Here is a 25,944-nt window from a genome sequence, read left to right as displayed (position 1 = left end):
TCAATGCGAGCGCAAAATAAATGGCGAGTATTGCCGGCGATGTTGAGTCTGGCGATGGGGCTATTGAGTATCCTTCCGGCCCGTGCGGAAAATATGCGTTTGTTCGGTGCCCTGGTGGCCGAGCCCTGTGCGCTGTTGCCAGGAGATGAGAACATCTCGCTGGATTTTGGCTCGGTGCTGGAGAAATACCTCTATCTGAACCAACGCACGCACGGCAAACCCTTTCAACTGCACCTGACGGGCTGTGATGTACAACCCGGCAGCGGCGTCACCCTGACCTTCAGAGGCACGCCCAATGTTGCTTTGCCCGGGTTGTTGGCGCTGGACGGCAGCAGCCAGGCCGGCGGTATCGCTATTGGTATGGAGACGGTGGAAGGAAAAATGTTGTCGTTCAACGAGACCAGCGAGGTTTACCCACTGACGCCCGGCGATAACGTGGTGACGCTGCAGGCTTATGTGCAGGGTGAGCCGGATGCCCTCAATAATCAGCGCATTCGGTATGGTAATTTCAGCGCGGTGGCGACCTTCAGCCTGGCGTATCCCTGACGCCAAATCACGAGCACTGGCAAGCCGCTTACCTGTGGCTATGCCGTGCGCGTTCACATGCGCCGGCGGGGGCCGGTGTGTGGCACCTACGGTTTCACTGGGGTGAGCAGGCGGCCCGTTTACAGCAGCAAGTGGAACGTGGTGATTATCGTCTTTCGGCAATGCAGTTGGTGGGCCGGAGAGGGAAGGGTGAAGAACGGCTGGCGCAATGGAGTGCGCAGGACGCGCTGGTGCTGAAATGGGTTGCGTTGCGGATAGAGGGGTTATTACCTGGCCACCCCCGCTGCGCGCACTTAAAAGGCCACGGCGGGGGGAGGGAGTCGGTCAGGCAAGCCGCTCGTGCGTTGGCGAGAGGTGAGTTTAATTTTGTTTACCGCACCGATATCCGCGGCTATTACCGCCATATACGCAAAGAGCAACTGCTGAAGCAGATCAGGCAGTATGTGGCTGATCCGGTGCTGCGAGATTTATTGCGGCAATATTTGTATTACAGCGTTGAAGACGGTGGCGCATTTCACACGCCAAAGCAGGGGATTTGTCGTAGTTGCCCGCTGAGCCCGTTATTCGGCGCCAGTCTGCTTTACCACGTGGATGCGCATTTTAGTGCGCAGGAAGCGCTTTTTTATAGCCGCTATATGGATGATTTTTTGTTGTTGAGCCGCACCCGTTGGCCGTTGCGCCGCGCGGTGAAGCAACTGCATCAGTTTTTTAACCTGGGTGGTTTTGAAACGCACCCGGATAAAACGCAGCTGGGGAGAATTGAACAGGGATTCGACTGGCTGGGACTAGAGTTTAGCGACGCGGCACCCGTAATAGCGCCGCGCGCATTATCGAACCATCACGCCCGACGCCTGCGGCTTTACGAGCAGGCCCGCAGACGTGGTTTGTCGGCAGTGGCAACCCAGGCGCGGGTGCAGGCCTATGAGGCGCGATGGAAAATATGGGCGGAAGGGCTTCTGCGTATGGGGAGTTATTCGCCTGACCATATGGCCAGGATCATCTGTGGAAAAAATCTGATATGAGAAATGCGTTATACCTATGCACCATCGTGGCGATGTACGCCCCCTCTGTAGTGGGGGTGGAGATCCAGCTTAACGGACCAATTGAGACCGCAACTCAAATGACGATCACCGGAGACCCCAGCGGCGGGTACATGCAATCCTACGATGAAAATGGCCACCGGTACCCTCCCTCCCTTGTATCGTTCTGCGTTATCCGGGGTCATATATCGGAACCGAACGGTAACATCCATAAGTGCAGCTCCTTCTCCAAAGCGTCGTGGATCCCGAACACCGGGCCATGGACTAACCACAACGTCCCCCCCTCGAACGCCGCTGGGAGGGATTTTTGGGATGGGTGGCGTATGGGGGTGCCCGGCTCGACTTATACTATAAATGACGCTGGTCTAAGCGACACTGGCTGTGCTGGGTGGTACACCCTAGCTAACATGGGTGCCACCCTGTGCATGTCCACGTCTGGTGGGGCCCAGGGGGGAGGGCTTGTCATCCGTCATTTCTGGCGCGCCACAGTGTCGTCTGGCCCCCCCCCGCCGGCCGCTTGCTCCGCTACAAAATATAGCGATATCGATTTTGGCACTATAGACGCTAAGGAAATCAATGGGAAAAAGGCGGCAGGGACAGTGCTGGTCACCTGCGACAAAAAGGCCTCTGTTCGCGTCAGGTTTATGACCCGCGAGGGGAATGATAATTATCTGATGGACAATGGGTTGATAGGTAATCTGACGGTAGACGGGACTGCAGGTGCACTAGGGAGTTTCCAGACCGTAGGTGAAGGAGTCCCGGACAGGGCTTTTATCCTGTCTGCCGAGCTGGTGGGAACCTCGGGTAATGTGCAGCCTGGGAAGTTTGCCTACACGGCGGTGGCGCGCGTAGATATTCTCTGACGTATATTCCTTATAGATCATTATCAATAGCCGCCGTCGCGGCTATTTTTATGTTCTTCAACGCTAATTTTTAAAGAGCGCACTGACTTCCATTTCTTAATTATTTTTTTTCGTCTTAACTTCAGTCTACAACCTGCATATCGATACCTTTCCCGCTATTCCTTGCGTTGGATTACGCCGTGTTACCCCATTTCTTTTTATAAAAGCGCAATACACACCTGACCTTTCTGCTCGTTAGTTTTTCCAGCGCCACAACAGGTGCCCAGGGTGGGTTATGGCGCTGGGCTATCTGACTAGCTCATGCGGTCAATTATACGCATTTTATCAATTTTGCGATCTATTATTTTATTAATTTAGCATATTCAGAATAATGTATCGCAATGTAATTTTATTGCGACCGCATCGATCGCAAATAGCCAGTGCTTAATATTTTAAAAGTGTTATATGGTTATTTTTTACCTTTGATTGATTTGATGTTTGAAAATTGATTTTCATTGGTGATAATTAAACCAGACAACCCCCAGGTAAGAGCCGTTTCAGTCAATGAGATTGCGGTAATAGCCGTAGTTTTAATCTTAATTTATTCAGCCTGCTTACAGTGAAAATACTCCGTGAGCTGGGAGGGTTTTAATTTTTTATGGATAAAACCAGCTTTTCGGGTCTATTAACAGGCCATGTCCTTAGTGACTGCGGCTTATGCCAGTAATTAACCTGTCAAAAGGGTAATTAAAACAGGCCTTTTACTCGCTGGGGCAAAGTTTAGCGACGCGGCACTCACCATAGCGCCGCGCGCATTATCGAACCATCACGCCCGACGCCTGCGGCTTTACGAGCAGGCCCGCAGACGTGGTTTGTCGGCAGTGGCAACCCAGGCGCGGGTGCAGGCCTATGAGGCGCGATGGAAAATATGGGCGGAAGGGCTTCTGCGTGTGGCTAGTGATACCACTGACCATCTGGCCTGGATCATCTGTGGAAAAAAACTGACATGAGAAATGCAATATCCTTATGCGCGATTATGGCGATATATGTGCCATTCGCGGGTGGAGTGGACATCCAACTTAATGGTCCTCCTGAGACTGCGACACAACTTACCATCAACGGAGACCCGAGTGTAGGGTACATGCAACCGGTCGACGAGCGAGGTTACCCTTATGGACCCAACCTTGTATCGTTCTGTATTATCAGGGGTAGTATGACCGACCCGAGCCATAACATACATAAGTGCAGTGCTTTCACCAAGGTATCGTGGATCCCGAACAGCGGAATGTGGACTAGCCATGGCGTCCCACCCTCCAGTGCGGCTGGGAAGGCGTTTTGGGATGGGTGGCGTGTTGGTGTGCCCGGTTCAACTTATACTATAAATGACGTTGCGGGAAGCACCGTTGGCTGTGCCGGGTGGTATACCTTAGCTAACATGGGTGCCACCCTGTGCATGTCCACGTCTGGTGGGGATCAGGGGGGAGGGGTTGTCATCCGTCATTTCTGGCGCGCCACAGTGTCGTCTGGCCCCCCCCCGCCGGCCGCTTGCTCCGCTACAAAATATAGCGATATCGATTTTGGCACTATCGACGCTAAGGAAATCAACGGGAAAAAGGCGGCAGGGACAGTGCTGGTCACCTGCGACAAAAAGGCCTCTGTTCGCGTCAGGTTTATGACCCGCGAGGGGAATGATAATTATCTGATGGACAATGGGTTGATAGGTAATCTGACGGTAGACGGGACTGCAGGTGCACTAGGGAGTTTCCAGACCGTAGGTGAAGGCGTTCCGGACAGGGCTTTTATCCTGTCTGCCGAGCTGGTGGGAACCTCGGGTAATGTGCAGCCTGGGAAGTTTGCCTACACGGCGGTGGCACGCGTAGATATTCTCTGACGTATTTTCCTTATAGCTCATTATCAATAGCCGCCGTCGCGGCTATTTTTATGTTCTTCAACGCTAATTTTTAAAGAGCGCACTGACTTCCATTTTTTAATTATTTTTTTTCGTCTTAACTTCAGTCTACAACCTGCATATCGATACCTTTCCCGCTATTCCTTGCGTTGGATTACGCCGTGTTACCCCATTTCTTTTTATAAAAGCGCAATACACATCTGACCTTTCTGCTCGTTAGTTTTTTCAGCGCCACAACAGGTGCCCAGGGTGGGTTATGGCGCTGGGCTATCTGACTAGCTCATGCGGTCAATTATACGCATTTTATCAATTTTGCGATCTATTATTTTATTAATCTAGCATATTCAGAATAATGTATCGCAATGTAATTTTATTGCGACCGCATCGATCGCAAATAGCCAGTGCTTAATATTTTAAAAGTGTTATATGGTTATTTTTTACCTTTGATTGATTTGATGTTTGAAAATTGATTTTCATTGGTGATAATTAAACCAGACAACCCCCGGGTAAGAGCCGTTTCAGTCAATGAGATTGCGGTAATAGCCGTAGTTTTAATCTTAATTTATTCAGCCTGCTTACAGTGAAAATACTCCGTGAGCTGGGAGGGTTTTAATTTTTTATGGATAAAACCAGCTTTTCGGGTCTATTAACAGGCCATGTCCTTAGTGACTGCGGCTTATGCCAGTAATTAACCTGTCAAAAGGGTAATTAAAACAGGCCTTTTACTCGCTGGGGCAAAGTTTAGCGACGCGGCACCCGTAATAGAGCCGCGCGCATTATCGAACCATCACGCCCGACGCCTGCGGCTTTACGAGCAGGCCCGCAGACGTGGATTGTCGGCAGCGGCAACCCAGGCGCGGGTGCAGGCCTATGAGGCGCGATGGAAAATATGGGCGGAAGGGCTGTTGCAGATTCTCTGCTGGACCCTAACTACCTGAATTATACCTCGTCATAGGAAAAGATATGGGATCCTTTTATCATCGGGTGTCGATTATATTATTATATTGTTTTGGTATGTGGGTTCATCCGTCGTCTGCACTTACTTATGAAACGGAGATACGACAAGACAGGGTTGTGGCTGTTAAGATTTCAGGTGGGGTAGACCGAGCAGATTGCGTATTCACCTACAACAACCCCGCCCCGGGCATTCATGTCGGTAGTGGCGAGATTGATCCAGGTCAAACGTCCTCGTTTTCTGTCATCCCTTATGACATAAAAGTGCGCGATTGCGATTCTGCAACAACTTATGTGAACTCGCTCCCTATCTGGGACGTGTGGTTTTCCACGTGGACTAATGGGGGTTGTTGCACTAAATACGATGTGATCGTCATTCGGGTTGCTTGCCATCCCGTTGATTGCAATTGGACGTACAGACAGCCACCAAGCCCGCCTATTCCTACTCCTGTTACGTGCACCGCGCAAAAATACAGCGACCTGGATTTTGGGTCTATCGACACTAAGGAAATCAACGGGAAAAAGGCGACAGGGACAGTGCTGGTCACCTGCGACAAAAAGGCCTCTGTGCGCGTCAGGTTTATGACCCGCGAGGGGAGTGATAAATATCTGATGGACAATGGGCTGATAAGCAATCTGGCGGTAGACGGGACTGCAGGTGCACTTGGGAGTTTCCAGACGGTAGGGGAAGGAGTCCCGGACAGGGCTTTTATCCTGTCTGCCGAGCTGGTGGGAACTTCGGGTAATGTGCAACCTGGGAAGTTTGCCTACACGGCGGTGGCACGCGTAGATATTCTCTGACGTATTTTCCTTATAGCTCATTATCAATAGCCGCCGTCGCGGCTATTTTTATGTTCTTCAATGCTAATTTTTAAAGAGCGCACTGACTTCCATTTCTTAATTATTTTTTTTCGTCTTAACTTCAGTCTACAACCTGCATATCGATACCTTTCCCGATATTCCCCGCGTTGGATTACGCCGTGTTACCCCATTTCTTTTTATAAAAACGCAATACACATCTGACCTTTCTGCTCGTTAGTTTTTCCAGCGCCACAACAGGTGCCCAGGGTGGGTTATGGCGCTGGGCTATCTGACTAGCTCATGCGGTCAATTATACGCATTTTATCAATTTTGCGATCTATTATTTTATTAATTTACCATATTCAGAATAATGTATCGCAATGTAATTTTATTGCGACCGCATCGATCGCAAATAGCCAGTGCTTAATATTTTAAAAGTGTTATATGGTTATTTTTTACCTTTGATTGATTTGATGTTTGAAAATTGATTTTCATTGGTGATAATTAAACCAGACAACCCCCGGGTAAGAGCCGCATCAGTCAATGAGATTGCGGTAATAGCCATAATTTTAATCTTAATTTATTCAGCCTGCTTGCAGTGAAAATACTCAGTGAGCTGGGATGGTTTTAATTTTTTATGGATAAAACCAGCTTTTCGGGTCTATTAACAGGCCATGTCCTTAGTGACTGCGGCTTATGCCAGTAATTAACCTGTCAAAAGGGTAATTAAAACAGGCCTTTTACTCGCTGGGGCAAAGTTTAGCGACGCGGCACCCGTAATAGAGCCGCGCGCATTATCGAACCATCACGCCCGACGCCTGCGGCTTTACGAGCAGGCCCGCAGACGTGGTTTGTCGGCAGCGGCAACCCAGGCGCGGGTACAGGCATATGAGGCGCGATGGAAAATATGGGCGGAAAGGATGCTGCGTGCTGGGTCTTTTCATCACTGAATGTTAACTGAGATTTTTGCCATGCGTAGTGTATGTGTAATTTTTATATCTGCTTTGATGTCTTATATGCCGACCGCGGTAATAGCATGGTCCTATGAAAGGATTACCTCGACGAGTGTGTCCATCACTGTCCCGGAGGGTATCGCCGGCGCTGGATGTTCGTACGGCTACCACAGACCTACCTCAGGCGTGTTTGTGTACGCTATCATAGAAGGAATTCAATACGTGGGCAGTACTAATGAGTTTTGGTCACTTGAACCTCCTAAGCTGTGCGGGGAAGTCTCTGCGGAGTATGACAACGCTATCCGTGAAACCAAGTTCGTCCTCCACCAAAACTTTGCGAGTGCGACCCAATACCCGCTTCTCATAGAAGTGTATCCCAAACCATCTGGGCCGATGGCTGTGAATTTCTTTTCAACTTCTCCCCCTGGCCCGCCGGAACCTGAACATGGCACCTGTGTAGCAACTCAACCCGCGAACATAGACTTTGGATCCCTTAGCGCAAATGACATCCCCGCTGCGCCCTCGGGGACGATCTTGACCGTCATGTGCACTGATGACACTAAAGTAACAGCCAAGTTTGTGTTTGGAGATGCGACCGATACCAACACGCTGTCTAACGGGCTGGCTGTCAAACTACGTGTGGGTGGTTGGCCGGGGGCGCGTGGGTATATCTTTAACGCAAGCAGATTTACGCCCTTGTCTATCGACATGAACGCCATGCTAAGCGCTAGCGGGAAAGTAACAGAGGGGGTTTTCCGTACGATAGGAGTAGTTAAGTTAAGCTATGATTGAGGGTATCAAATACATGCCCGGGGACGGGGATGGATATTAACATTACATTTATTGAATTATTCTATGGGGTTTTTGGTAGATGAGAATAATTCGGGTTGGTTTCTATTTTTTGAATTATCTTAAAGAAATCGGTGGAGGTTTGTGGTGAATACCTGGTGGTTTTTTAGCTAATTTATAGTGAAAGATGGGCAAAATCAGCGTGGGTTGCTTCCGGTAAATAACTGCGCTTATAGTGTACGGGTGCCGGGAAAGGGCTTACTGACGAGTGGCGATGGAATGAAGAAACAGATATTTATCCTGATTGAAATTCTCGCACTGACTGGGGTGTTCATGGGGGAAGTTTTCGCTGAGGTAGCTGTTACGGCCACTGACACCGGCGAACCTGCCGGCAATTGGGAGGGGAAGAAATGGAACTATGTTTCCGGCCATGTTCTCTGGCGAGAGCAAAACGACGCAGCCGCCCATGTTAGTTGTACGGCGGTGTTGGATTGTGCATTGGCTGTGGGTACAGTGAATAGCGGCAAATTTTACCCCCGCTACGGTTTTGTCAGTATTGTTCGTGGCACAAGTTGGGAGGAGGCATATTCAGTATGGCGCTACCAGCATGGCACTGAAACCGCCTTTAAATACCCTGAACCGGTGGAACGCTTATCTACCAACGGTATCTGTACGCTTATTGGTTTGTACTGGGGCACTGATGAGGGCGGCGGTTACCAAAACTGGCTTCCGGTGCCCGGGAGTCATTGCGCTCCTATCAATCGTTCTTAATGACTGCACATTTAGAGAGTAATATATTTTTTTATTGGTCTTTTAAGGTGTGCGAAGAATGGTTGATGAAACCAGGCCAGGGTTATTTTGCAGATAGCCCCCTGGCCTGGAGTAAAGTAAACTAGCGATTGTTTTCACAAATGGTTAAATTAATTATATTTTTGTCGTTTTCAGGTGCGTATATCGTAGTTAAACATCCCTTGATCGCTAAACAACTCCTCCCTTTGAGGAGCATCTTTAGGCAGAGGTCTCAATAGGTTCATGTTTAAACATACGCCATATTTCGGCATGGTGATGACGGTATCCTCAGGAAATCCCCCTCTCGTCAACACAGCCTTGGTTTGGAACAATAATTGAGTATAATTATTCTCTTTGGATTTTGCCTTTGTCCCAGGCCAAATATTCTCCATGATATGGTTTTTATCATTCACTTCATTTATCAAGCAAATGAATAATTTCATCTGATTTTTACTCAATACGACTTTTCTACCGTTAGCCTTGAGCAATAGTCTGTTATTTACTAAAGAAATGGCGTCGTTTTCAAAAAATATTTTATGGGTAAAATGACAGTTCATAATTTTTTTCTGGCGTAAAAGGTGACCCTGGGAAGGTATTCCCAAATATGGATTTTTATTTTTTGTGTGGCGCTATGGTAGAGCGATCTACCACCGCAGCTGTCTTTGCTTTGCCGCTTTGTCGTTTTTTTATCTGATTGCGTTCATCCTCAGGTGGTGTGTTGAGAATAATCCTAACACCGAGGAGCGTGGTTGGCTTTATATAATTAAATTGACCATGTGAATAGATTTTTATCCTTTTTTTTTGGTATTAATAGATTTATGTTCTTATCATTGTAAGTTGAGCTCTATGGACTTAAGGCCAGAAAGGGCTCAAAAACCGTGGTTGATAGCGACTTTCTTTTAAAATTCAGTTTGATTTTTAGTCGTAGAGGGGAGGTAACTGCATTTTCTATCGGTATTGCGTCACCTTGCGAGGAGGGGAAAAGTAGATATAATAAAATATATTTTGATACCAGGTGCATTATGGAGTTTATAGTTAACGGTGTTGTAAAGTACAATTCCTCAGATGGGACACTGTATTGCCCTGATAACAGTGTGGATATGCTCACCCTGAGCAGGGTGGCCAATGAGCTTTTGTTATTGTTTATTAATAATAATCATGTGTCATTGCGCAGGGATGATATTTTAACTGAACTCTGGGAGAAGAGAGGGCTAAGTGCGTCGAGCAATAACTTAAATAATTATGTCTCTATGCTGAGAAAGGCACTGGAACATTGTGGTCTTTCAGAGTTGATCACCACACTGCCTAAATATGGGTTTATATTTGATGCCGACGTCGTGCAGGTTATCAAAGAGGAAAGCCACAAAGATACGCAATATTCTGTTGAAAAAATACCGTCTGAAACCTTCAGTGCTGATGATGTCAGCGCAGCTGTTCCCCCGGTAAAAAAACACATTTCACCTCTGTTTCCAAAAGTGAGAGCTGTTGCGATTTTTATATTGGCTGTTGTGATTTTATTCTCGCCAGATTTTTATGATTCAATAAGACTTTCATTAATTAGAACTGAGGTTTTTAGTGTTGATAATTGCAAATTCTATCTTCTCGATGATAAAACGGGTGGTGTGATTAAGAAAGGTGTGATTAATGATTTTAAGGCGGCCGCGACCCAAAAAAAATTAAATTGCAAAGCCCAATCCAATGTTTATTATTTTAGCGAGAATATGCTGGATTCATTAGGGCAAGAATATGTCAGTAGTTCGCTTATCTATTGTCCATACAGAAATAAAATCCCTTGTGAAAATTATCATTTATAGTACGACGGGGAAATAAAATGAAAGCGAAATTTTTTATATACTCTTCACTGATGATAGTGTTTATTTTAATTGTGTATCTACGCTGGGAAAATGAGTTAAATAATACCGGTTTTGAATGCCAGGCAAAAATGCATACCAGAATCGCGGCCGATATATGTAATGGCAACAGCAATTTTGATTTATTCCTCTCTATGAATAATAAAGGTAGTGGTTATTATATCGTTTTAGGAAACTATTCTTGTCCAAACTCGCCGACAAAAGTGATAGATACGACGGTTCATTTTACCTATAAAAAGAGTGGGCAGTACTATTCTTTGATTTTGGATAAACGCAATGCTGATGTTTACAAAATGGTTAAGATATTCAAGTATGATGAAATAAAGATAAAAATAAAAAGAATAGATGATTTTGAACATATTATTTATTTGCCTTTTGAACAACCGATGATTTGCAAGCAGGACTAATTTCGTATTCGGTAGGTAATAAAAGATGTTCACATCAAGTATTATGGTTTTCACCGTATGTAAAATATGGCGATCATCAGATCGCCATAACCACATTAACATTTATTAGCTCAGACGGTACAGTTGCGGATTGATGTAATTGCGAAACTGGGCATGCGTAACAAAATAAACTGTCAGCTCTTCTTTTAATTCCTCACCCATCACTCTCAACATGTTACGGTTAACTTCACTTTGTTGCTTGTTAACATCGCGTAAATGGTAGTTAAGTTCGTGGCCTTCAGAAAAATTAACATACTCGTGATCGTGTATATTCACTTTTTCGCTCCTTGGTTAGATGTTTTGGCTCTTCGTGAGCACATTAATCATTTTATTAACCCATGCTACCCAGGTCAATGGGAATTTGTGTGAGTTATTTATTTTATTTTTAAATTTTTTTAGATGATGCTGTGAATCTCCAGACGCAAAAATATACCTGGCAAACACGTGTTGCCATTCTATCAAAGCTTTCAATATACATTGTACCTCGCGTATAACCCATCTGTCGCTGTACACCAAGGATAGGGGGCCGGACCAAAATTCCTCGATATTGCGACAATCAAATGAGAATGCAGCCTATGTTGCGACATAAAATATTTTTTTATACCGATAAGTATAAAATGATTGTTAAAAAGCAATGTAATAAATTAGAATGTTTGTAGTATTGGTATTGAACCAATATAAATAAGCAGTGAACCCTTTTAACCCTGAGTGATTTTATCGTTTCAGGGTTTTTTTATTTTTTTAGGATATGCACATGAGATCAGTTGGTCTTGTTACTATTTTATTTTTCTAGATGTCCTATTTCATCAAAAAAGCCCTACCATTTTAGGAAGGGCTTTGAATTAATCGTCGGTCTTTCCCGACTGTCGTTGTGTATCAAGGAGCACAATTCGATCACCCAGAATAGGGGCGAGTGCATAAAAATAGAATGTGCCCACCTGATGATGTTGAACTACTGTGTCGGATGCCTCCCGATGAGCCTTTGGCCAGCATCCTTGGCCCACGTCTTTTAAGCATTGACTTAACTTGCTGATTCGTCCCTCCGCTAGGGCGATTCACCGTAGAAATAACAGCTTAACCCAGAAAAAATTAAAAATACAAACATGCCAAATTTTCAGAAATCTCTTGGTGAGCAAGTAAAAAACCGTGGTAATAAGGCCAGGGCTTAGACTTGGTGCCGATTTTTCCTGGCGGTCACGTATCGAGGGACGGAGCCCGTAAACACAAAGTAGGGGCCGATATTTTAGGTGACCGTTGAAGCTATTGCTGTAAGTACTACGGTTATTGATAATTGCTTTTATGAGTAATTGCAGCAGCCAGGGTTTCTTTATAGTCAGGTGTTTCTTTGGCCAGATACATCGCTGTAATTGCTTTCGCCTGGTCAGTTAATTTGGGGCCCGCCAGCTGTGGAGTGCCAGTGTTGAAGGGGGGTTGGGGATCATAGTGGATAAAGAGTTGCGTTAACTCAGCGGTAGGCTTTCCTTTTAATAAAGAAAGTAAATACAGGCCAAAATCAATGCCGGCCGTCACTCCGCCACCCGTTACCCTGTTTCGGTCAATCGTGACGCGTTCATCCGAAGGGAGCGCCCCCAATGCGGCCAATGTGTCTTGAAAGGCCCAGTGAGTTGAGGCCTTATAGCCATTAAGCAAGCCAGCAGCGGCAATAATGATACCGCCAGTACATACGCTAGTGACGTACTCTGCACGCTTGCCGACGGTATTGATCCAATCCAGCATTTTTTTATCAGCGATAGCATTAAAAGGATTATGCGTCCCTGTCACGCAAAGGATATCGACTGAGTTTAACTCCGAAAAAGTAGTCGTAGGCATCAATGAGAGGGAACCGATCTCTGTAGGTATTGGATTTTTATCGTGCCATACGTACTCAATGTTGAAATCATGATTTTGCAGCACAGTGACAGGTCCAACGATATCCAACGGTGTCATATCCGGGAAAAGTACGAAGGCAATAGTTTTAGCATTAGGATCTTTTTTCTTTTCACGTCCGGAGTTGGGGGCGACTGTGGCCGTAGAAGATATTCCTTGTGCACTGTAAGTTGCAGCAAGAGTAGCGGTTGCCAATACTGACTTTACGATAAAATCGCGTCTTTTCATTTTAGCCTCTGGGTTAAGATAGTAGCTGTTAATAAGACGATGCCAGTAAAAATGGTCTATTGCAAATAAAATGGATATAACTTAACAGACACTAATCATTAAATGTCTCTGGTTTGAGGAATATAAGAAGAATCTGTTGTCTTATGTTCAATTAAATGTTTTATTCTTTAATGTGAGATTTAATAATCACTCGTTTTTTACGTCATCCATTAATGGCTATAATACCATCAAGTGGAGTTTGTTTTATTGATGGCGAGAATTATCTGATTTTCAATTTTGAGAATTGACCTGGTGCTGAAAAGTAATTATTTCAGGTGTGCTTTTTTATTTTTTGGTGTTGTTTTTTTTGTGTTTTTTACTCAAAACTCTGTTTTGTTAATGTCATTTTTTGAGAGGCGCAACCTGAGTTTAATGTGTGTTAACGCGAGCGTTAACCAGGATAATATCAGTGACGGTGTTTTCCACTCATTGACGCTTGTAATAACGAAATGTTGTCGAATAAATTTTTCTTGATTATCTCCTTATGCATAATGTTACCCGCTCTGGATTAAATATTTTCTCACTGTGTTGTGAGTGCCACTGCAACTTACTCTTTAAACCAAATTGATTAGTCATCATCCCTGTATTGGGTTATTGATTTTTGCATAATCGAAAGGAGAGATAGTTTTTTCCTGATTTTCATCCAGAAAGTTTGCCCACCACTGCAGCATTAACCTTTGTGTCGTAAGCAGAGCGGGTGTTTTCAGCGTGGTGATATCCCGCGAACCGCTAAACGGCAAGACATGGGATTCAAGGCTCTTGAGGGTTTTCTCGCAGTGTGACGCGGACCATTTTTTATTGCTGCTGTGTCACTGGCGGGCTTAGAATGCAAAAACGGACCTCCGTGGAGGTCCGTTGATATGAATATGGTGCCCGGACTCGGAATCGAACCAAGGACACGGGGATTTTCAATCCCCTGCTCTACCGACTGAGCTATCCGGGCAACGGGGCGCATTTAACCCTATTGGCCGGAAATCGTCAATCGCTTTCTGTCACAAAGCCGATCGGTTGCTCTATTTTCATGCAATGGCAGGTTGGGCAGGTGAGAGTCAGTGGTGTTGTTTGGTAATAGATATGCAAAAAAATCGTCTATTTATACCGTTTTGATTTTTCTTTGTTTTATTTTAATTGTTTAATTAACAATATGTTACTCGTTAAGTTTTCGTAATCAAAGCAGCATAATTGTCACTTGAACCTCATAAAAAAACATGCAATCATTGCGCAAATTTTGGCACTCTACGTCCCCTAACGGCGTTCCGCTCATTTAAGTCAGAGGGTTGCAGGCATGACTGGTTTTGTTACTCAAGCGTCACTGCGCACCAGACATCAAATGATGCCGTTACTCAACCGTTACCCTTCCCGAACGCAATCCGTCAAAAACGTCCAGCCTGCCATGCGGTAAGGCTATCTGATGCTCGCTGTTAGGCATTATTAAAAATAGAGCTGCGGCTCTGCTTTTACTGATGTCTATCGGACGCTGCCGATACCAGTCCCCGATAGTTACCTGATAATCTTAAGAGAGTCAGCCGGCCACGCTTGCGCTTTATGCGCTAACGCCGGACATCAATTTGCCGGGATAATTTTTGTTATCCCATCACCGTGCCCCGTGGCACCACCTCATCCTTAACCGTTTGAGAGTTAGCACAATGAAAGAATTGAAAATAGCCACCAGCGCCAGTTTGGTTGCCACCATTGAAACACTGCGCCAGGTCGTCCGCATCGAGCAAACGGACTACACCGACGTGGCCGCGTTAGTGGTGTCGGTTGATGACGTCAACGCAGGTCATCTGGCGCAGCTCAAAGCGACCGGGTTCGAAATACCGACCTTTGTGGCGGTGGCAGGGGACGAGCATCTCTCCCCGGACTACCTGCCGTTGATCAGCGGTGTTTTTGCGCTGGAAGGCGCCAGCAAGGCGTTCTATATGGCACAGCTCGAAGCCGCCGCCGATGCCTACGAGCAGGCTCTGCTGCCGCCGTTTTTCAAGACGCTGAAAACCTATGTGGAAATGGAAAACTCAACCTTTGCCTGCCCTGGCCATCAGGGCGGCGAGTTTTTCCGCAAGCACCCGGCCGGCCGGAAGTTTTTTGAGTTCTACGGTGAAACGCTTTTTCGTTCCGACATGTGCAACGCCGACGTTAAGCTGGGCGATTTATTGATCCACGAAGGCTCGGCCAAGGATGCGCAAAAGCATGCGGCACGGGTATTCAACGCCGATAAAACCTATTTCGTGCTTAATGGTACCTCTGCCGCCAATAAGGTCGTGACCAATGCTTTGCTGACCCGCGGTGATTTGGTGTTGTTCGATCGTAACAACCACAAGTCCAACCACCACGGTGCACTGATCCAGGCCGGGGCAACGCCGGTCTATCTGGAAACCGCGCGTAACCCGTTTGGTTTCATCGGCGGCATTGATTCGCGCTGCTTTGATGAGCGTTACCTGCGCGAGCAAATCCGCGAAGTGGCGCCTGAAAAGGCCAATGCGGCACGTCCGTTCCGCCTGGCGATTATTCAGCTCGGTACCTACGACGGCACCATCTATAACGCCCGTCAGGTGATCGACACCATCGGCCACCTGTGTGACTATATTCTGTTTGACTCTGCCTGGGTGGGGTACGAAGGTTTTATCCCGATGCTGAAAGAGTGCTCGCCGCTGTTGCTGGAGCTGGATGAGCTGGATCCGGGCATCTTTGTTACCCAGTCGGTGCATAAACAACAGGCCGGTTTCTCGCAGACTTCGCAAATCCACAAGAAAGACGACCACATCAAGGGCCAGAAGCGCCACTGCAACCACAAGCACCTTAACAATGCTTTCATGCTGCACGCCTCTACCAGCCCGTTCTATCCACTGTTTGCCGCGCTGGACGTTAACGCCAAGATGCATGCCGGGGCTGCCGGTCGCCGCATGTGGCTGGACTGTGTGAAACTGGGTATCGAGACGCGCAAGCAACTGCTGGAACGCTGCTCGCAGCTCAGGCCGTTTATTCCGCCGCAGGTGGCGGGTAAAAACTGGCAGGATTACGACACCGATCTGATCGCCAACGACGCGCGTTTCTTCAATTTTGTGCCGGATGAAAAATGGCACGGTTTTGAAGGTTACGCGCAGGATCAGTACCTGGTCGACCCGTGCAAGCTGCTGCTGACGACGCCGGGTATCGACGCGGCTACCGGCCAGTACACCGAGTTTGGCGTACCGGCGACTATTCTGGCCAACTTCCTGCGTGAGAACGGCATAGTGCCGGAGAAATGCGATCTTAACTCGATCCTGTTCCTGCTGACCCCGGCGGAAAATCCGGCCAAGATGGACCAGTTGGTGGATATGCTGGTGCAGTTCGAACGCTATGTGGAAGAAGACGCGCCGCTGAGCGTGGTGCTGCCAACGGTGTATCGCAAGAATGAACAGCGCTATCGCGGCTATACCCTTCGCCAATTGTGCCAGGAAATGCATGACCTGTACGTCAGCTTTGACGTCAAACAGTTGCAGAAAGAAATGTTCCGCCAGCGTCATTTCCCGCAGGTGATGATGAACCCACAGGATGCCAACGTGGAGTTTATCCGCGACAACGTTGAACTGGTGCCAATTGGCCAGGCGGAAGGGCGCATTGCGGCGGAGGGCGCGCTGCCGTACCCACCGGGCGTATTGTGCGTGGTGCCGGGGGAAGTGTGGGGCGGGGCGGTGCAGCGTTACTTCCTGGCGCTGGAAGAGGGTATCAACCGGCTGCCGGGCTTCTCGCCGGAGCTGCAGGGCGTGTATATCGAGAAAAAGGATCACGGCTGGAAACGTATCTTCGGTTATATGATCAAGCAATAGTCTTGGGCGGCCCGCAGGGGCCGCTTTTAAATCATCCCGGTCCGGGATGACAAAGCCGAGTGCTGGCGCTACCTTTAGGTAAAAGTGTCCAGTAGCGGAATAAGATGATGAAAGAAGAGGGTAATCTCGAGTGGGTCGGTAGAGAGAAGCGACGTTCGACGCTACGTAATTTTAACTGGTTCTTATTGGTTAATGTGCTGCTGGCGCTTTATCTGCTGTTTCAGCGTGCCCAAGCATTTGGCGAGCACTCTCTGATTTCTTTGTTACGTGGCGCACCGGCTATCTGCGGCGTGGTATTGGTGTCTGCTCTGTCTTTTGTTGCGTTGCGTCAGTTGGCCGCCCGAGGTGAACAGGCCGCCTGGCGTGGCGGGGTGGTTTGTATTTTGTTGTTGGCCCTGTGTTGGTGCGGCGTTTTTCACCATCTGATCGTCAACGACAGTATTAATCTGCTTTACCCGTTAACCCTCGGCCTGCTGTTTTCTTCTCTGATCGCTTTTTATCTGTCCCCGCGGCTATTTTTCCTGTTCAGCATTCCGGTGCTGCTGGTGGCGATTGCCGAAAATATCTTCATCAACAGCGCATTTTCGCTGGTGAACCTGATCTCCTATGCGCTGATGCTGTTTTTGATTTATTCGGCGCGGAGCCGGCTGGAGCAGTGGTTCCAACTGGCGATCGAGCGCGAGCTGGAAAATAAGCAGCTGATTGAACGCCTGAGCAAGCTGGCCAACCGCGATCCGCTGACTGGCATTGCCAACCGCCGCTACTTCGACAACTACTTTGATGCGGTTCTGTTGCGGGAATCAACCCTGCAGGCGCCGTTTTCCCTGATCCTGCTGGACGTCGATTTTTTCAAAAAATACAACGACCACTATGGCCATCAGCAGGGGGACGAGTGCCTGACTCGCTTGGCTACCTGCCTGGAGAGTGCCACCCGGCGTTCGCAGGATCTGGTGGCCCGCTACGGCGGTGAGGAGTTTATTATTCTGCTGCCAAAATCCGACGCAGGCGAAGCCGTGCAGGTGGCGAAGAGGATTGAAGGTTTGCTTGCCGATCTGGCGATGCCGCATGCGGCTTCTGAGGTGGCGCAATGGGTGACGGTCAGCCAGGGGGTAGCGCAATGGCAGCCGGGACAGAACCGTGAACAACTGCTGGCAGCAGCCGATCAGGCTCTGTACCGCGCCAAGGAGCTTGGCCGTAATGGCTACAGTATTGCTTAGGGATGCTGGTGGTCAGGGCGACGGGAAAGACCGCCCTGACCGGGTGATTAACGTCGTCGATAGCTCTTCTGCGCGTTGTTCACCTTCACCAGATAGCGGCGCGATTCACTGGCCGGATGCTTGGTAGTCAACGTCTGGTAGACGTCGCCCGGTTGCATGCCGTTGATGATGCTCACCGCGCGGGTTCTGTCGCTGGAGAACACCCTCAGCACACTGCCCGCCCCGCCGTTATAGGCGGTGATTACCGCGTAGCGACGCGAGGTTGGGTTCTGGATGCCGCCCAAATAGTTGTTCTGCAAAATGGCCAGATAGGCGGTACCGGTGTCGATGTTGTTCTCCGGATCGAACAGGTAACTGCGGCTTGGTTTACCCCATTTGCCACGCATCTGGAACACGTCTTTACCGGCGGTGTGTTGTACCACCTGCATCAGGCCCAACGCATCCGAACCGCTCACCGCATAGGGGTTAAAGCTCGATTCGGTCTGCATAATCGCCAGGATCAGCGATTCTTCCACCCCGTACTTCTCGGACGCCTTGCGGACCATCGGCAGGTATTTATGCGCACGCTTGTCCAGGTGGTTCGGTACCAGTTGAATGGTGACCGAGTAAATCACGTGCAGGCCGGAGGTGCGTTTTTGCAGTTTGGTCTGCACCAGATAGTCGGCGAAATGCGCCGCACGCCATTCCCAACGGATTGGTGCGCCTTTGTTATCCAGCACCTGGCCGTACAGGAACGGCTCTTTACTGATCTGGATATCGTTGACGTCGGAATACAGATCGATAGAACCCGGATCGTCCCCCATCAGCAAGGTGCTGATAATCGCCTGGCGCAGGTGGGCGGCAGGATCGGTGGTGGCGATGGTTTCAATGGTGATGGCACCAGAATCAAAGTTGATGTGGCTACGAGTCTGATACTGGTCAGTGTATTTAACGTAATCTTTTGGCCCGGCGATCAGAACTTCGTTCAGACCCCAGATATTCTCGATGTTGTGGGCGAATTGGCCCATCAGGATCTCAAAGCCGTTGGTGTCTTTGACCAGGGCTTCGTTGACTTCGGTATTTTTTTTGCCGGAACAGGAAATCAGCAAAGGCGCTATCACTAGCAGAGCTAAAATTTTCTTCATCTTAAAGCCGTATACGAGATGTGTTGAAGAGGGCCAGCGCCTGGCCCCAACAGCGTTATTCGCTTGGTGGCGTATAGCCTTCGATGTGCACGTCGTGCCCTTCAAACAGGAACTTGATCATCTCTCCTTCCAGCAGTTTGCGGTCATCAACGTTCATCATGTTCAGTTTTTTCTCGTTGATAAGCATGGTTTGTTTTTTCATCCATTCTGCCCAGGCTTCCTTCGAGATCTCGTTATAGATGCGTTTGCCGACTTCCCCTGGATAAAGCTGGAAATCCTGCCCTTCGGCGTCGCGCTGCAGGAAGGTACAAAAAATGGTTCTGCTCATGCTAATTCCTCATCAATGGCTCTATCGCCAAATAAACCCTGTTGGCGCGGGGACTGTTTTGCCAACTGTTGTAACAGGCGGTCAACCGGCGCTGCCAGCCCGACCGATGGCGGCTGCGCCAAGTTATACCAGAGACCGGCGCCCTCATCCATGCTGGCCGCCGCGTCGTTCATTTCCAACCATATCGGCACGATATCGAGATGGAAATGACTGAAAGTATGACGAAATGCGGTCAACTGCTGTTGGCGATTGTTGTTCAGACCGCGTTGTTGCAGCCAGAGTTCCATCTCTTCGCGTTCGCCGAACTGCGGGAAGCAGAACAGGCCGCCCCATAAGCCGACGGCCGGGCGCTGTTCCAGCCAGGCTCGTTCGCCGTGTTGCAGCAATAAAAAGTAGGCGGTTTTTTCCGGCAGCGTCTGCTTGGGCTTTTTGCCGGGGTATTTCGCCCAACTGTGATGGGCATAGGCGATGCAGCCGAGGTTGAGCGGGCACAGCTCGCACTTGGGTTTGGAGCGGGTGCAAACCATTGCCCCCAGGTCCATCATCGCCTGATTGAACTGGCCGACGCCCTGCGCCGGGGTGACGTCTTCACTGATCTGCCACAGCCGGTTTTCGACCTCTTTTTTGCCCGGCCAGCCTTCGACTGCATAGCAGCGAGCCAACACGCGTTTCACGTTGCCGTCGAGGATCGGGTAATGCTGGCCGAGTGCCAATGATAGTACCGCACCGGCCGTTGAGCGGCCAATGCCGGGCAGGGCGTGGATTTCTTCAAAGGTTGTCGGGAACTCGCCGCCGTGCTGTGCGACAATAGTCTGCGCGGCCTTGTGCAGGTTGCGAGCACGGGCGTAGTAACCCAGGCCGGTCCACAGGTGCAGCACTTCGTCCAGCGGCGCTTCTGCCAGCGCACGCACGTTGGGAAAACGTGCCATAAAGCGTTCAAAGTAAGGGATCACGGTGGCAACCTGAGTTTGTTGCAACATGACCTCGGAGAGCCATACTTTATAGGCGGTTTTATCAAGCTGCCACGGCAGGGTTTTACGGCCGTAACGCTGGTACCAGTCAAGCACCACCTGTGCGAACTGTTGTGCTTGCATCATAAGCAGATTCGATATCCGGCAGAAAATGAAGCGCGATTGCAGCATAGAGTCATGATGCTGTAAACCGGAACTTTCCGACGTCGCACGGCAGGTACACAAGATGAACACTTGCTAAACCAATGTATCTTTGCATAATGCGCGTTTCCCTAATTGGCAGCCAAACAGACAGAAAGCACTATGATTAATGACGTCATCTCCCCAGAATTTGATGAGAACGGCCGTGCGATGCGCCGTATCCGCAGTTTTGTCCGCCGCCAGGGGCGGTTGACCAAAGGCCAGCAGCACGCGCTGGACAACTATTGGCCGGTGATGGGCGTGGAGTATCAGGCTGAACCTGTCGATATCACCGCACTGTTTGGGCGCGATGCGCCGACCGTGCTGGAGATCGGTTTTGGCATGGGCGCCTCGCTGGTGACCATGGCGGGCCATAACCCGCAGCAGAATTTCTTGGGGATTGAAGTACACTCGCCGGGCGTGGGTGCCTGCCTGGCCGACGCTACCGAAGCGGAGCTGAGCAACCTGCGCGTGATGTGTCACGATGCGGTTGAGGTGCTGGAGAATATGATCCCGGATGGTTCGCTGGACATGGTGCAGCTGTTCTTCCCCGATCCGTGGCATAAAGCGCGCCACAACAAACGTCGCATCGTACAGACGCCGTTTGTTGAACTGGTGCGGCGCAAATTGAAAGTCGGCGGCGTCTTCCATATGGCCACCGACTGGCAGCCTTACGCAGAACATATGTTAGAGGTTATGAACGGGATCTCAGGCTATCGTAATCTTTCCAGCGATAATGATTACGTGCCGCGTCCGGATTCACGACCACTGACAAAATTTGAATTACGCGGCCAGCGTCTGGGACATGGCGTTTGGGATTTGATGTTTGAGAGGAAAGAATAATGGCTAAGAACCGCAGTCGTCGTTTACGTAAAAAGTTACACATTGAAGAGTTTCAGGAGCTGGGTTTCTCCGTAGCATGGCGTTTTGCCGAAGGCACCGCGGTTGAAGATATCGACAGCACGCTGGACGCTTTCATCGACGAAGTGATCGAGCCGAACGGCATGGCGTTTGACGGCAGTGGCTACCTGCAGTGGGAAGGTTTGATCTGCCTGCAGACTATCGGTCACTGTACCGACGAACAGCGTGAACTGGTCAAAAAATGGCTGGAAGCGCGCAAGCTGACCGACGTTAAGGTTAGCGATCTGTTCGATATCTGGTGGGACTGATTTTCCCCGCCTGATTTTGCGCTGTATTCATTGATTGTAAGGTGCCTTAACGGCACCTTTATTTTGTCCGGAGTGTGACCGCGGTGGTAACTACATTGGATAACGCGTTGCTGGAAGAGATCCTGCAACAGGTGCGCCCGCTGATTGGCCAGGGCAAGGTGGCGGACTATATTCCGGCGCTGGCGGAAGTGGCGTCCGATCGTCTGGCGATCGCCGTTTGCACCGTCGACGGTGAAATTTTCCAGGCCGGTAACGCCACCGAGCGCTTCTCTATTCAGTCAATCTCCAAGGTGCTTAGCCTGACGCTGGCGCTGACACGCTATCAAGAGCACGAGATCTGGCAGCGGGTCGGCAAAGAGCCCTCTGGTCTGCCGTTCAACTCGCTGCTGCAGTTGGAGATGGAGCAGGGCAAGCCGCGCAATCCGTTTATCAACCCCGGTGCGCTGGTGGTGTGCGACATGCTGCAAACCCGGCTCAGCGCCCCCAAACAGCGCATGCTGGAAGTGGTGCGCCAACTGGCCGGAGAAGAAGACCTGGCCTATGATTCGCGGGTCGCCCGTTCCGAGTTTGAACACTCCGATCGCAATGCGGCCATCGCCTATCTGATGAAGTCGTTCGGTAACTTTGAAAACGACGTGCTCACCGTGCTGCAAACCTATTTCCACTACTGTGCGTTGCGGATGAGCTGCCTGGAGCTGGCGCGCAGCTTTGTCTACCTGGCCAATCACGGTCGTGACCTGAGCGGGCGTGAAGTGATCAGCCCACTGCAGGCGCGCCAGATTAATGCGCTGATGATGACCAGCGGCATGTACGACGGCGCGGGGGAATTTGCCTATCGCGTGGGCATGCCGGGCAAGTCCGGTGTTGGCGGCGGTATTGTCGCCATCGTCCCCGATGAGCTGTCGATCGCCGTCTGGTCGCCAGAGCTGGATGCCTCCGGTAACTCACTGGCGGGAACTGCGGCGCTGGAACTGTTGTCTCAACGGATTAGCCGTTCGATTTTTTAATCCCACCACGGAAGGGAGTCAGGAGAAAATATGTTAAAGAAAACCGGGTTAGCCTTACTGCTGTTGACTGCTTCACAGGCCCATGCCGAGTATCAGTGCAGCGTTAAACCCCAGGACGACGTGATTATCAGCCCGCAGAACGTGCAGGTGACAGGAGCCAGCGGCAACCTGCAGATTTCAGCGGATGGCGATGTGACCCGCAACGGGCAGGCGTTGACCCTGACTGACAGCCAGCGCCAGAAGGCCTTCAGCTACCAGAGCGCATTGCGTAAGGAACTGCCGTGGATCGACAACGGCGCGCAGCAACATCTGGAAAAAGCGCGTGTAGCGTTGGATAAGGTGATCGTCAAGGAATTAGGCAGCGACAGCAACGTGCGCAACCGCCTGACTACGCTCAATGGTCAGCTCAAACAGCAGATGAACCGCATTATTGAACACCGCAGCGACGGCCTGACCTTCCACCACAAGGCGATTGATCAGGTTGAGCAGGATGGCCGTAATCTGGTGCAGCAGAGCATGGGTGGCGTGTTGCAGGACAGCCTGAACGAGATGGGCGTCAAGCAGGCGGCCAACAGCGGCGGCAATCCGTTGCAGGCGATCATGGGCAATCTGGGTGGCTTGCAAAAAGCGATTCAGAACGAATGGAACAACCAGGAGCAGGACTTCCAGAACTTCGGCCACGACGTGTGTAACCGCGTTACCGGTCTGGAAACTCAGCGCAAAGACCTGCTTAATGCTTTGAAGTAACACCCAATCACCGCGGGTAGCGTGTTTTTTGACCTCCTGATGGTTATCTGACAGACTGGTTAAACTATGTACAGATTCATGGGTGTTTACGGAGAACGCTATGAGCCATACTCGCTACGAAACTGATGTTGTCGCCTGGGCAAATGAACAGGCAGCTCTTTTGCGCTCCGGAAAATTGTCTGAGATCGATGTTGAAAAGATCGCCGAGGAGATTGAGGACGTGGGGAAGAGCGAGCAAAGGGAACTTGCAAGCCGAATGACGGTGCTGATAGCACACCTGCTGAAATGGAAGTATCAGCCGGTGCGTCGTGGCACCAGCTGGGAAAGAACCATTAAGGCGCAGCGCAAAGAGGTGCTTTATAGCCTGAAAGAGTCACCCAGTTTAAAAAGCAAACTCGGCGATGCAGACTGGCTGGATGTGGTTTGGTCCAAGGCGATAGCGCTGGCGACGACGGAAACCGGGTTGGACGTTTATCCGGAAAACGGGATTTGGGATATTCAGCAGGTGCTTTCCCACGAGTTCTATCCAGATTGAAACCAAAAAAAGCGCTGATAATTCAGCGCTTTTTGCTATTCATCCGCCAGGAACAGCTCCAGCAACGAGTTAAGGAACAGCTTGCCTTTCTCGGTGATCTGCCAATATTCCGGCGTCTCTTCCAGATAACCTTTCGCCAGTGCTTCATCCAGCGGGGCGCGGATAGTGCTTTCATCCAGCCCGGTGTAGTTGACGAACTCGGCGCGCGGCGCGGCCTCCAGCAGGCGGAAGCGGTTCATAAAGAACTCGAACGGCCGATCCGCCGTCGTCACCTCATGCTGCTTGTCCATATACTTGCCCTGCATAAAACCGCGCGGATGCTTGGTTTTCGCGGTGCGCAGAATGCGGCCGTCGCTGAAGGTCAGTTTACCGTGTGCGCCACAGCCAATCCCCAGATAGTCGCCAAAGCGCCAGTAGTTGAGGTTGTGCTGGCACTGATAGCCCGGCTTGGCATAGGCCGAAGTTTCATACTGCTGATAGCCGGCGGCGCTCAGTAACTCATGACCGCGTTCGAAAATATCCCACAGCGCATCGTCGTCCGGCAGTACCGGCGGGCGTGAGCTGAACAGGGTATTGGGTTCGATGGTCAACTGATACCACGACAGGTGCGGCGGGTTCAGGGCAATCGCCTGGCGCAAATCGTCCAGCGCTTCTTCCAGCGACTGGTCCGGCAGGCCGTGCATCAGATCAAGGTTAAAGCTGCGCAGGCCGAGACCGGTGGCCAGATGCGCTGCGCGTTTGGCCTCTTCCGGGCCGTGAATGCGCCCCAGACGGGTTAACTTCTCGGCGCTGAAGCTCTGCACCCCGATAGAAATACGATTCACACCGGCCCGCTGATAGCCGCTGAAGCGATCGGCTTCCACGGTGCCGGGGTTGGCCTCCATGGTGATCTCTGCGCCATCAACGACGTTAATGCGCGCCCGCACGCCGTCCAGCAGCGATTGCATCGCCTCGGCACTCAGCAGGCTGGGGGTGCCGCCGCCGATAAAAATGGTACTGATTTCCCGGCCGGCCACCAGCGGCAGATCGGCATCCAGATCCGCCAGCAGGTGATCAACATATTCCTGATGCGGGACTTCGCCCTTTAACGCATGTGAGTTGAAGTCGCAGTACGGGCATTTCTGCACGCACCACGGAATATGGATGTACAAACTCAGCGGAGGCAACTTAAGCATTACGCATGGCTTCCAGCATCAGTTTCAGCGCCTTGCCACGGTGGGATATCGCGCGTTTTTCGTCGCGGTTCAGTTCGGCGGCGGTGCGGCCCAGTTCCGGGACGTAGAAGATCGGATCGTAGCCAAAACCGCCTTCACCTGCCGCGGTGTCGGTGATTTCACCGGCCCAGCTGCCGTGGAACACCAGCGGCGTTGGGTCTTCGGCGTGGCGCAGATACACCAGCACGCAGTGGAACTGAGCGCCACGGCTGCCTTGCGGTACGTCTTTCAGTGCCACCAGCAGTTTGTCGAGGTTTTGCCGGTCAGAGGCGTCAACGCCCGCGTAGCGTGCAGAATAGATGCCCGGCGCACCGCCCAGAGCGTCCACCGCCAGGCCCGAGTCGTCGGCGATCGCCGGCAGGCCGGTGATTTGCGCCGCGTGACGGGCTTTCAGGATGGCGTTTTCGATAAACGTCAGGCCGGTTTCCTCGGCAGATTCAACGCCCAGCTCGGTTTGTGCGACCACATTCAGCCCGAAATCGGCCAGCAGGTCGGCGAGTTCGCGCACTTTGCCCGGGTTACCGGTGGCAAGAACGACTTTTTGCATGA

General features: G+C 50.2%; 23 protein-coding genes, 1 tRNA gene and 1 pseudogene. 15 read left to right on the top strand and 10 right to left on the bottom strand.

Annotated features, from left to right (window positions below; all coding sequences use genetic code 11):
• Window positions 1-3: 3 nt before the first annotated feature.
• The 6 genes from ACSOSI_RS21970 to ACSOSI_RS21945 all read left to right on the top strand — a co-directional run bounded on the left by ACSOSI_RS21970 (window position 4) and on the right by ACSOSI_RS21945 (window position 8,605).
• The gene (locus ACSOSI_RS21970; protein ID WP_476706138.1) at window positions 4-546 is read left to right on the top strand and encodes a fimbrial protein; all 543 of its coding nucleotides are present in this window, start codon (window positions 4-6) and stop codon (window positions 544-546) included.
• A gap of 77 nt (window positions 547-623) precedes the next feature.
• Window positions 624-1,568, top strand: a complete 945-nt coding sequence (locus ACSOSI_RS21965) for a reverse transcriptase domain-containing protein (protein WP_476706137.1) — start codon at window positions 624-626, stop codon at window positions 1,566-1,568.
• Window positions 1,565-2,449: an MrpH family fimbial adhesin gene (locus ACSOSI_RS21960; protein WP_476706136.1), complete on the top strand. Its 885-nt coding sequence runs from the start codon at window positions 1,565-1,567 to the stop codon at window positions 2,447-2,449. The genes ACSOSI_RS21965 and ACSOSI_RS21960 overlap by 4 nt, the downstream gene beginning before the upstream one ends.
• 1,495 nt (window positions 2,450-3,944) lie before the next feature.
• Complete coding sequence (locus ACSOSI_RS21955) at window positions 3,945-4,319, top strand: MrpH family fimbial adhesin (RefSeq protein ID WP_476706135.1); 375 nt, start codon at window positions 3,945-3,947, stop codon at window positions 4,317-4,319.
• 1,092 nt (window positions 4,320-5,411) lie between these two features.
• Complete coding sequence (locus ACSOSI_RS21950) at window positions 5,412-6,092, top strand: MrpH family fimbial adhesin (RefSeq protein ID WP_476706134.1); 681 nt, start codon at window positions 5,412-5,414, stop codon at window positions 6,090-6,092.
• Between the two features lie 2,021 nt (window positions 6,093-8,113).
• Entirely contained in the window at window positions 8,114-8,605 is a 492-nt protein-coding gene (locus tag ACSOSI_RS21945; RefSeq protein WP_476706133.1) for a hypothetical protein, read from the top strand.
• Window positions 8,606-8,775: 170 nt separating this feature from the next.
• Here the strand turns inward: ACSOSI_RS21945 and ACSOSI_RS21940 are convergent, their stop codons facing one another.
• Entirely contained in the window at window positions 8,776-9,180 is a 405-nt protein-coding gene (locus ACSOSI_RS21940) for a winged helix-turn-helix domain-containing protein (RefSeq protein WP_476706132.1), read from the bottom strand.
• A 465-nt stretch (window positions 9,181-9,645) separates the two neighbouring features.
• Between ACSOSI_RS21940 and ACSOSI_RS21935 the strand changes: the two genes are divergently transcribed.
• Together ACSOSI_RS21935 and ACSOSI_RS21930 are read left to right on the top strand one after the other, a co-directional pair.
• Window positions 9,646-10,437 (top strand): winged helix-turn-helix domain-containing protein, encoded by a 792-nt coding sequence (locus ACSOSI_RS21935; RefSeq protein ID WP_476706131.1) that lies wholly within the window; start codon window positions 9,646-9,648, stop codon window positions 10,435-10,437.
• A 17-nt stretch (window positions 10,438-10,454) separates the two neighbouring features.
• On the top strand, window positions 10,455-10,901 hold the full coding sequence (locus ACSOSI_RS21930) for a hypothetical protein (RefSeq protein ID WP_476706130.1): 447 nt from the start codon (window positions 10,455-10,457) through the stop codon (window positions 10,899-10,901).
• Window positions 10,902-11,006: 105 nt separating this feature from the next.
• On the opposite strand, the gene ACSOSI_RS21925 is transcribed toward ACSOSI_RS21930, so the two are convergent.
• The 4 genes and pseudogenes from ACSOSI_RS21925 to ACSOSI_RS21910 form a co-directional block, all read right to left on the bottom strand.
• On the bottom strand, window positions 11,007-11,216 hold the full coding sequence (locus ACSOSI_RS21925; RefSeq protein WP_476706129.1) for a hypothetical protein: 210 nt from the start codon (window positions 11,214-11,216) through the stop codon (window positions 11,007-11,009).
• A 1,005-nt stretch (window positions 11,217-12,221) separates the two neighbouring features.
• A complete protein-coding gene (locus ACSOSI_RS21920) occupies window positions 12,222-13,055 on the bottom strand; it encodes a DJ-1/PfpI family protein (protein ID WP_476706128.1) in 834 nt (277 codons plus the stop codon).
• Between the two features lie 614 nt (window positions 13,056-13,669).
• A pseudogene (locus tag ACSOSI_RS21915) lies at window positions 13,670-13,783 on the bottom strand (hypothetical protein); the annotation flags it as partial.
• 178 nt (window positions 13,784-13,961) lie between these two features.
• Window positions 13,962-14,037, bottom strand: a tRNA-Phe gene (locus ACSOSI_RS21910).
• A gap of 703 nt (window positions 14,038-14,740) precedes the next feature.
• Between ACSOSI_RS21910 and speF the strand changes: the two genes are divergently transcribed.
• Together speF and ACSOSI_RS21900 are read left to right on the top strand one after the other, a co-directional pair.
• Complete coding sequence (gene speF, locus ACSOSI_RS21905; protein WP_476706127.1) at window positions 14,741-16,903, top strand: ornithine decarboxylase SpeF; 2,163 nt, start codon at window positions 14,741-14,743, stop codon at window positions 16,901-16,903.
• A gap of 104 nt (window positions 16,904-17,007) precedes the next feature.
• Entirely contained in the window at window positions 17,008-18,120 is a 1,113-nt protein-coding gene (locus ACSOSI_RS21900; protein WP_476706126.1) for a GGDEF domain-containing protein, read from the top strand.
• 47 nt (window positions 18,121-18,167) lie between these two features.
• Here ACSOSI_RS21900 and mltC read toward each other — a convergent pair whose 3' ends face one another.
• The 3 genes from mltC to mutY are packed head-to-tail and all read right to left on the bottom strand — an operon-like array spanning window position 18,168 to window position 20,669.
• Window positions 18,168-19,244 carry a membrane-bound lytic murein transglycosylase MltC gene (gene mltC, locus ACSOSI_RS21895; protein WP_112364225.1) on the bottom strand — a complete coding sequence of 359 codons (1,077 nt, stop codon included), beginning with the start codon at window positions 19,242-19,244 and terminating at the stop codon, window positions 18,168-18,170.
• Window positions 19,245-19,299: 55 nt separating this feature from the next.
• On the bottom strand, window positions 19,300-19,572 hold the full coding sequence (locus ACSOSI_RS21890) for an oxidative damage protection protein (protein ID WP_012146746.1): 273 nt from the start codon (window positions 19,570-19,572) through the stop codon (window positions 19,300-19,302).
• A complete protein-coding gene (gene mutY, locus ACSOSI_RS21885) occupies window positions 19,569-20,669 on the bottom strand; it encodes an A/G-specific adenine glycosylase (protein ID WP_375189088.1) in 1,101 nt (366 codons plus the stop codon). The genes ACSOSI_RS21890 and mutY overlap by 4 nt, the downstream gene beginning before the upstream one ends.
• A gap of 177 nt (window positions 20,670-20,846) precedes the next feature.
• Here mutY and trmB point away from each other — a divergent pair, with 177 nt between their 5' ends.
• The 5 genes from trmB (at window position 20,847) to ACSOSI_RS21860 (ending at window position 24,181) form a co-directional block, all read left to right on the top strand.
• Complete coding sequence (trmB, locus tag ACSOSI_RS21880; RefSeq protein WP_012146744.1) at window positions 20,847-21,566, top strand: tRNA (guanosine(46)-N7)-methyltransferase TrmB; 720 nt, start codon at window positions 20,847-20,849, stop codon at window positions 21,564-21,566.
• Window positions 21,566-21,892, top strand: a complete 327-nt coding sequence (locus ACSOSI_RS21875) for a YggL family protein (RefSeq protein ID WP_020828611.1) — start codon at window positions 21,566-21,568, stop codon at window positions 21,890-21,892. The genes trmB and ACSOSI_RS21875 overlap by 1 nt, the downstream gene beginning before the upstream one ends.
• A gap of 83 nt (window positions 21,893-21,975) precedes the next feature.
• Window positions 21,976-22,899: a glutaminase B gene (gene glsB, locus ACSOSI_RS21870; protein ID WP_012146742.1), complete on the top strand. Its 924-nt coding sequence runs from the start codon at window positions 21,976-21,978 to the stop codon at window positions 22,897-22,899.
• Window positions 22,900-22,929: 30 nt separating this feature from the next.
• A complete protein-coding gene (locus tag ACSOSI_RS21865) occupies window positions 22,930-23,646 on the top strand; it encodes a YggN family protein (protein WP_012146741.1) in 717 nt (238 codons plus the stop codon).
• Window positions 23,647-23,746: 100 nt separating this feature from the next.
• Window positions 23,747-24,181: a DUF29 domain-containing protein gene (locus ACSOSI_RS21860; RefSeq protein WP_476706125.1), complete on the top strand. Its 435-nt coding sequence runs from the start codon at window positions 23,747-23,749 to the stop codon at window positions 24,179-24,181.
• 35 nt (window positions 24,182-24,216) lie between these two features.
• Here ACSOSI_RS21860 and hemW read toward each other — a convergent pair whose 3' ends face one another.
• Together hemW and ACSOSI_RS21850 are read right to left on the bottom strand one after the other, a co-directional pair.
• Window positions 24,217-25,356, bottom strand: coding sequence for a radical SAM family heme chaperone HemW (hemW, locus tag ACSOSI_RS21855; RefSeq protein ID WP_261409214.1), 1,140 nt, complete (start codon window positions 25,354-25,356; stop codon window positions 24,217-24,219).
• Window positions 25,349-25,942, bottom strand: a complete 594-nt coding sequence (locus ACSOSI_RS21850) for an XTP/dITP diphosphatase (protein ID WP_368454209.1) — start codon at window positions 25,940-25,942, stop codon at window positions 25,349-25,351. The genes hemW and ACSOSI_RS21850 overlap by 8 nt, the downstream gene beginning before the upstream one ends.
• Window positions 25,943-25,944: the final 2 nt, after the last annotated feature.

The organism is Serratia sp. AR11 (assembly GCF_056376275.1).
This window is presented reverse-complemented; position numbering and strand designations above follow the sequence as displayed.

Bases quoted from the DNA above. Each gene is read 5' to 3' on its own strand.
- ACSOSI_RS21900 (WP_476706126.1), top strand. From the start codon at position 17,008: ATGATGAAAGAAGAGGGTAATCTCGAGTGGGTCGGTAGAGAGAAGCGA.
- ACSOSI_RS21920 (WP_476706128.1), bottom strand. From the start codon at position 13,055: ATGAAAAGACGCGATTTTATCGTAAAGTCAGTATTGGCAACCGCTACT.
- ACSOSI_RS21865 (WP_012146741.1), top strand. From the start codon at position 22,930: ATGTTAAAGAAAACCGGGTTAGCCTTACTGCTGTTGACTGCTTCACAG.
- ACSOSI_RS21875 (WP_020828611.1), top strand. From the start codon at position 21,566: ATGGCTAAGAACCGCAGTCGTCGTTTACGTAAAAAGTTACACATTGAA.
- ACSOSI_RS21945 (WP_476706133.1), top strand. From the start codon at position 8,114: ATGAAGAAACAGATATTTATCCTGATTGAAATTCTCGCACTGACTGGG.
- ACSOSI_RS21970 (WP_476706138.1), top strand. From the start codon at position 4: ATGCGAGCGCAAAATAAATGGCGAGTATTGCCGGCGATGTTGAGTCTG.
- ACSOSI_RS21960 (WP_476706136.1), top strand. From the start codon at position 1,565: ATGAGAAATGCGTTATACCTATGCACCATCGTGGCGATGTACGCCCCC.
- ACSOSI_RS21850 (WP_368454209.1), bottom strand. From the start codon at position 25,942: ATGCAAAAAGTCGTTCTTGCCACCGGTAACCCGGGCAAAGTGCGCGAA.
- hemW (WP_261409214.1), bottom strand. From the start codon at position 25,356: ATGCTTAAGTTGCCTCCGCTGAGTTTGTACATCCATATTCCGTGGTGC.
- ACSOSI_RS21930 (WP_476706130.1), top strand. From the start codon at position 10,455: ATGAAAGCGAAATTTTTTATATACTCTTCACTGATGATAGTGTTTATT.
- ACSOSI_RS21860 (WP_476706125.1), top strand. From the start codon at position 23,747: ATGAGCCATACTCGCTACGAAACTGATGTTGTCGCCTGGGCAAATGAA.
- mutY (WP_375189088.1), bottom strand. From the start codon at position 20,669: ATGATGCAAGCACAACAGTTCGCACAGGTGGTGCTTGACTGGTACCAG.
- ACSOSI_RS21940 (WP_476706132.1), bottom strand. From the start codon at position 9,180: ATGAACTGTCATTTTACCCATAAAATATTTTTTGAAAACGACGCCATT.
- ACSOSI_RS21890 (WP_012146746.1), bottom strand. From the start codon at position 19,572: ATGAGCAGAACCATTTTTTGTACCTTCCTGCAGCGCGACGCCGAAGGG.
- ACSOSI_RS21935 (WP_476706131.1), top strand. From the start codon at position 9,646: ATGGAGTTTATAGTTAACGGTGTTGTAAAGTACAATTCCTCAGATGGG.
- mltC (WP_112364225.1), bottom strand. From the start codon at position 19,244: ATGAAGAAAATTTTAGCTCTGCTAGTGATAGCGCCTTTGCTGATTTCC.
- speF (WP_476706127.1), top strand. From the start codon at position 14,741: ATGAAAGAATTGAAAATAGCCACCAGCGCCAGTTTGGTTGCCACCATT.
- trmB (WP_012146744.1), top strand. From the start codon at position 20,847: ATGATTAATGACGTCATCTCCCCAGAATTTGATGAGAACGGCCGTGCG.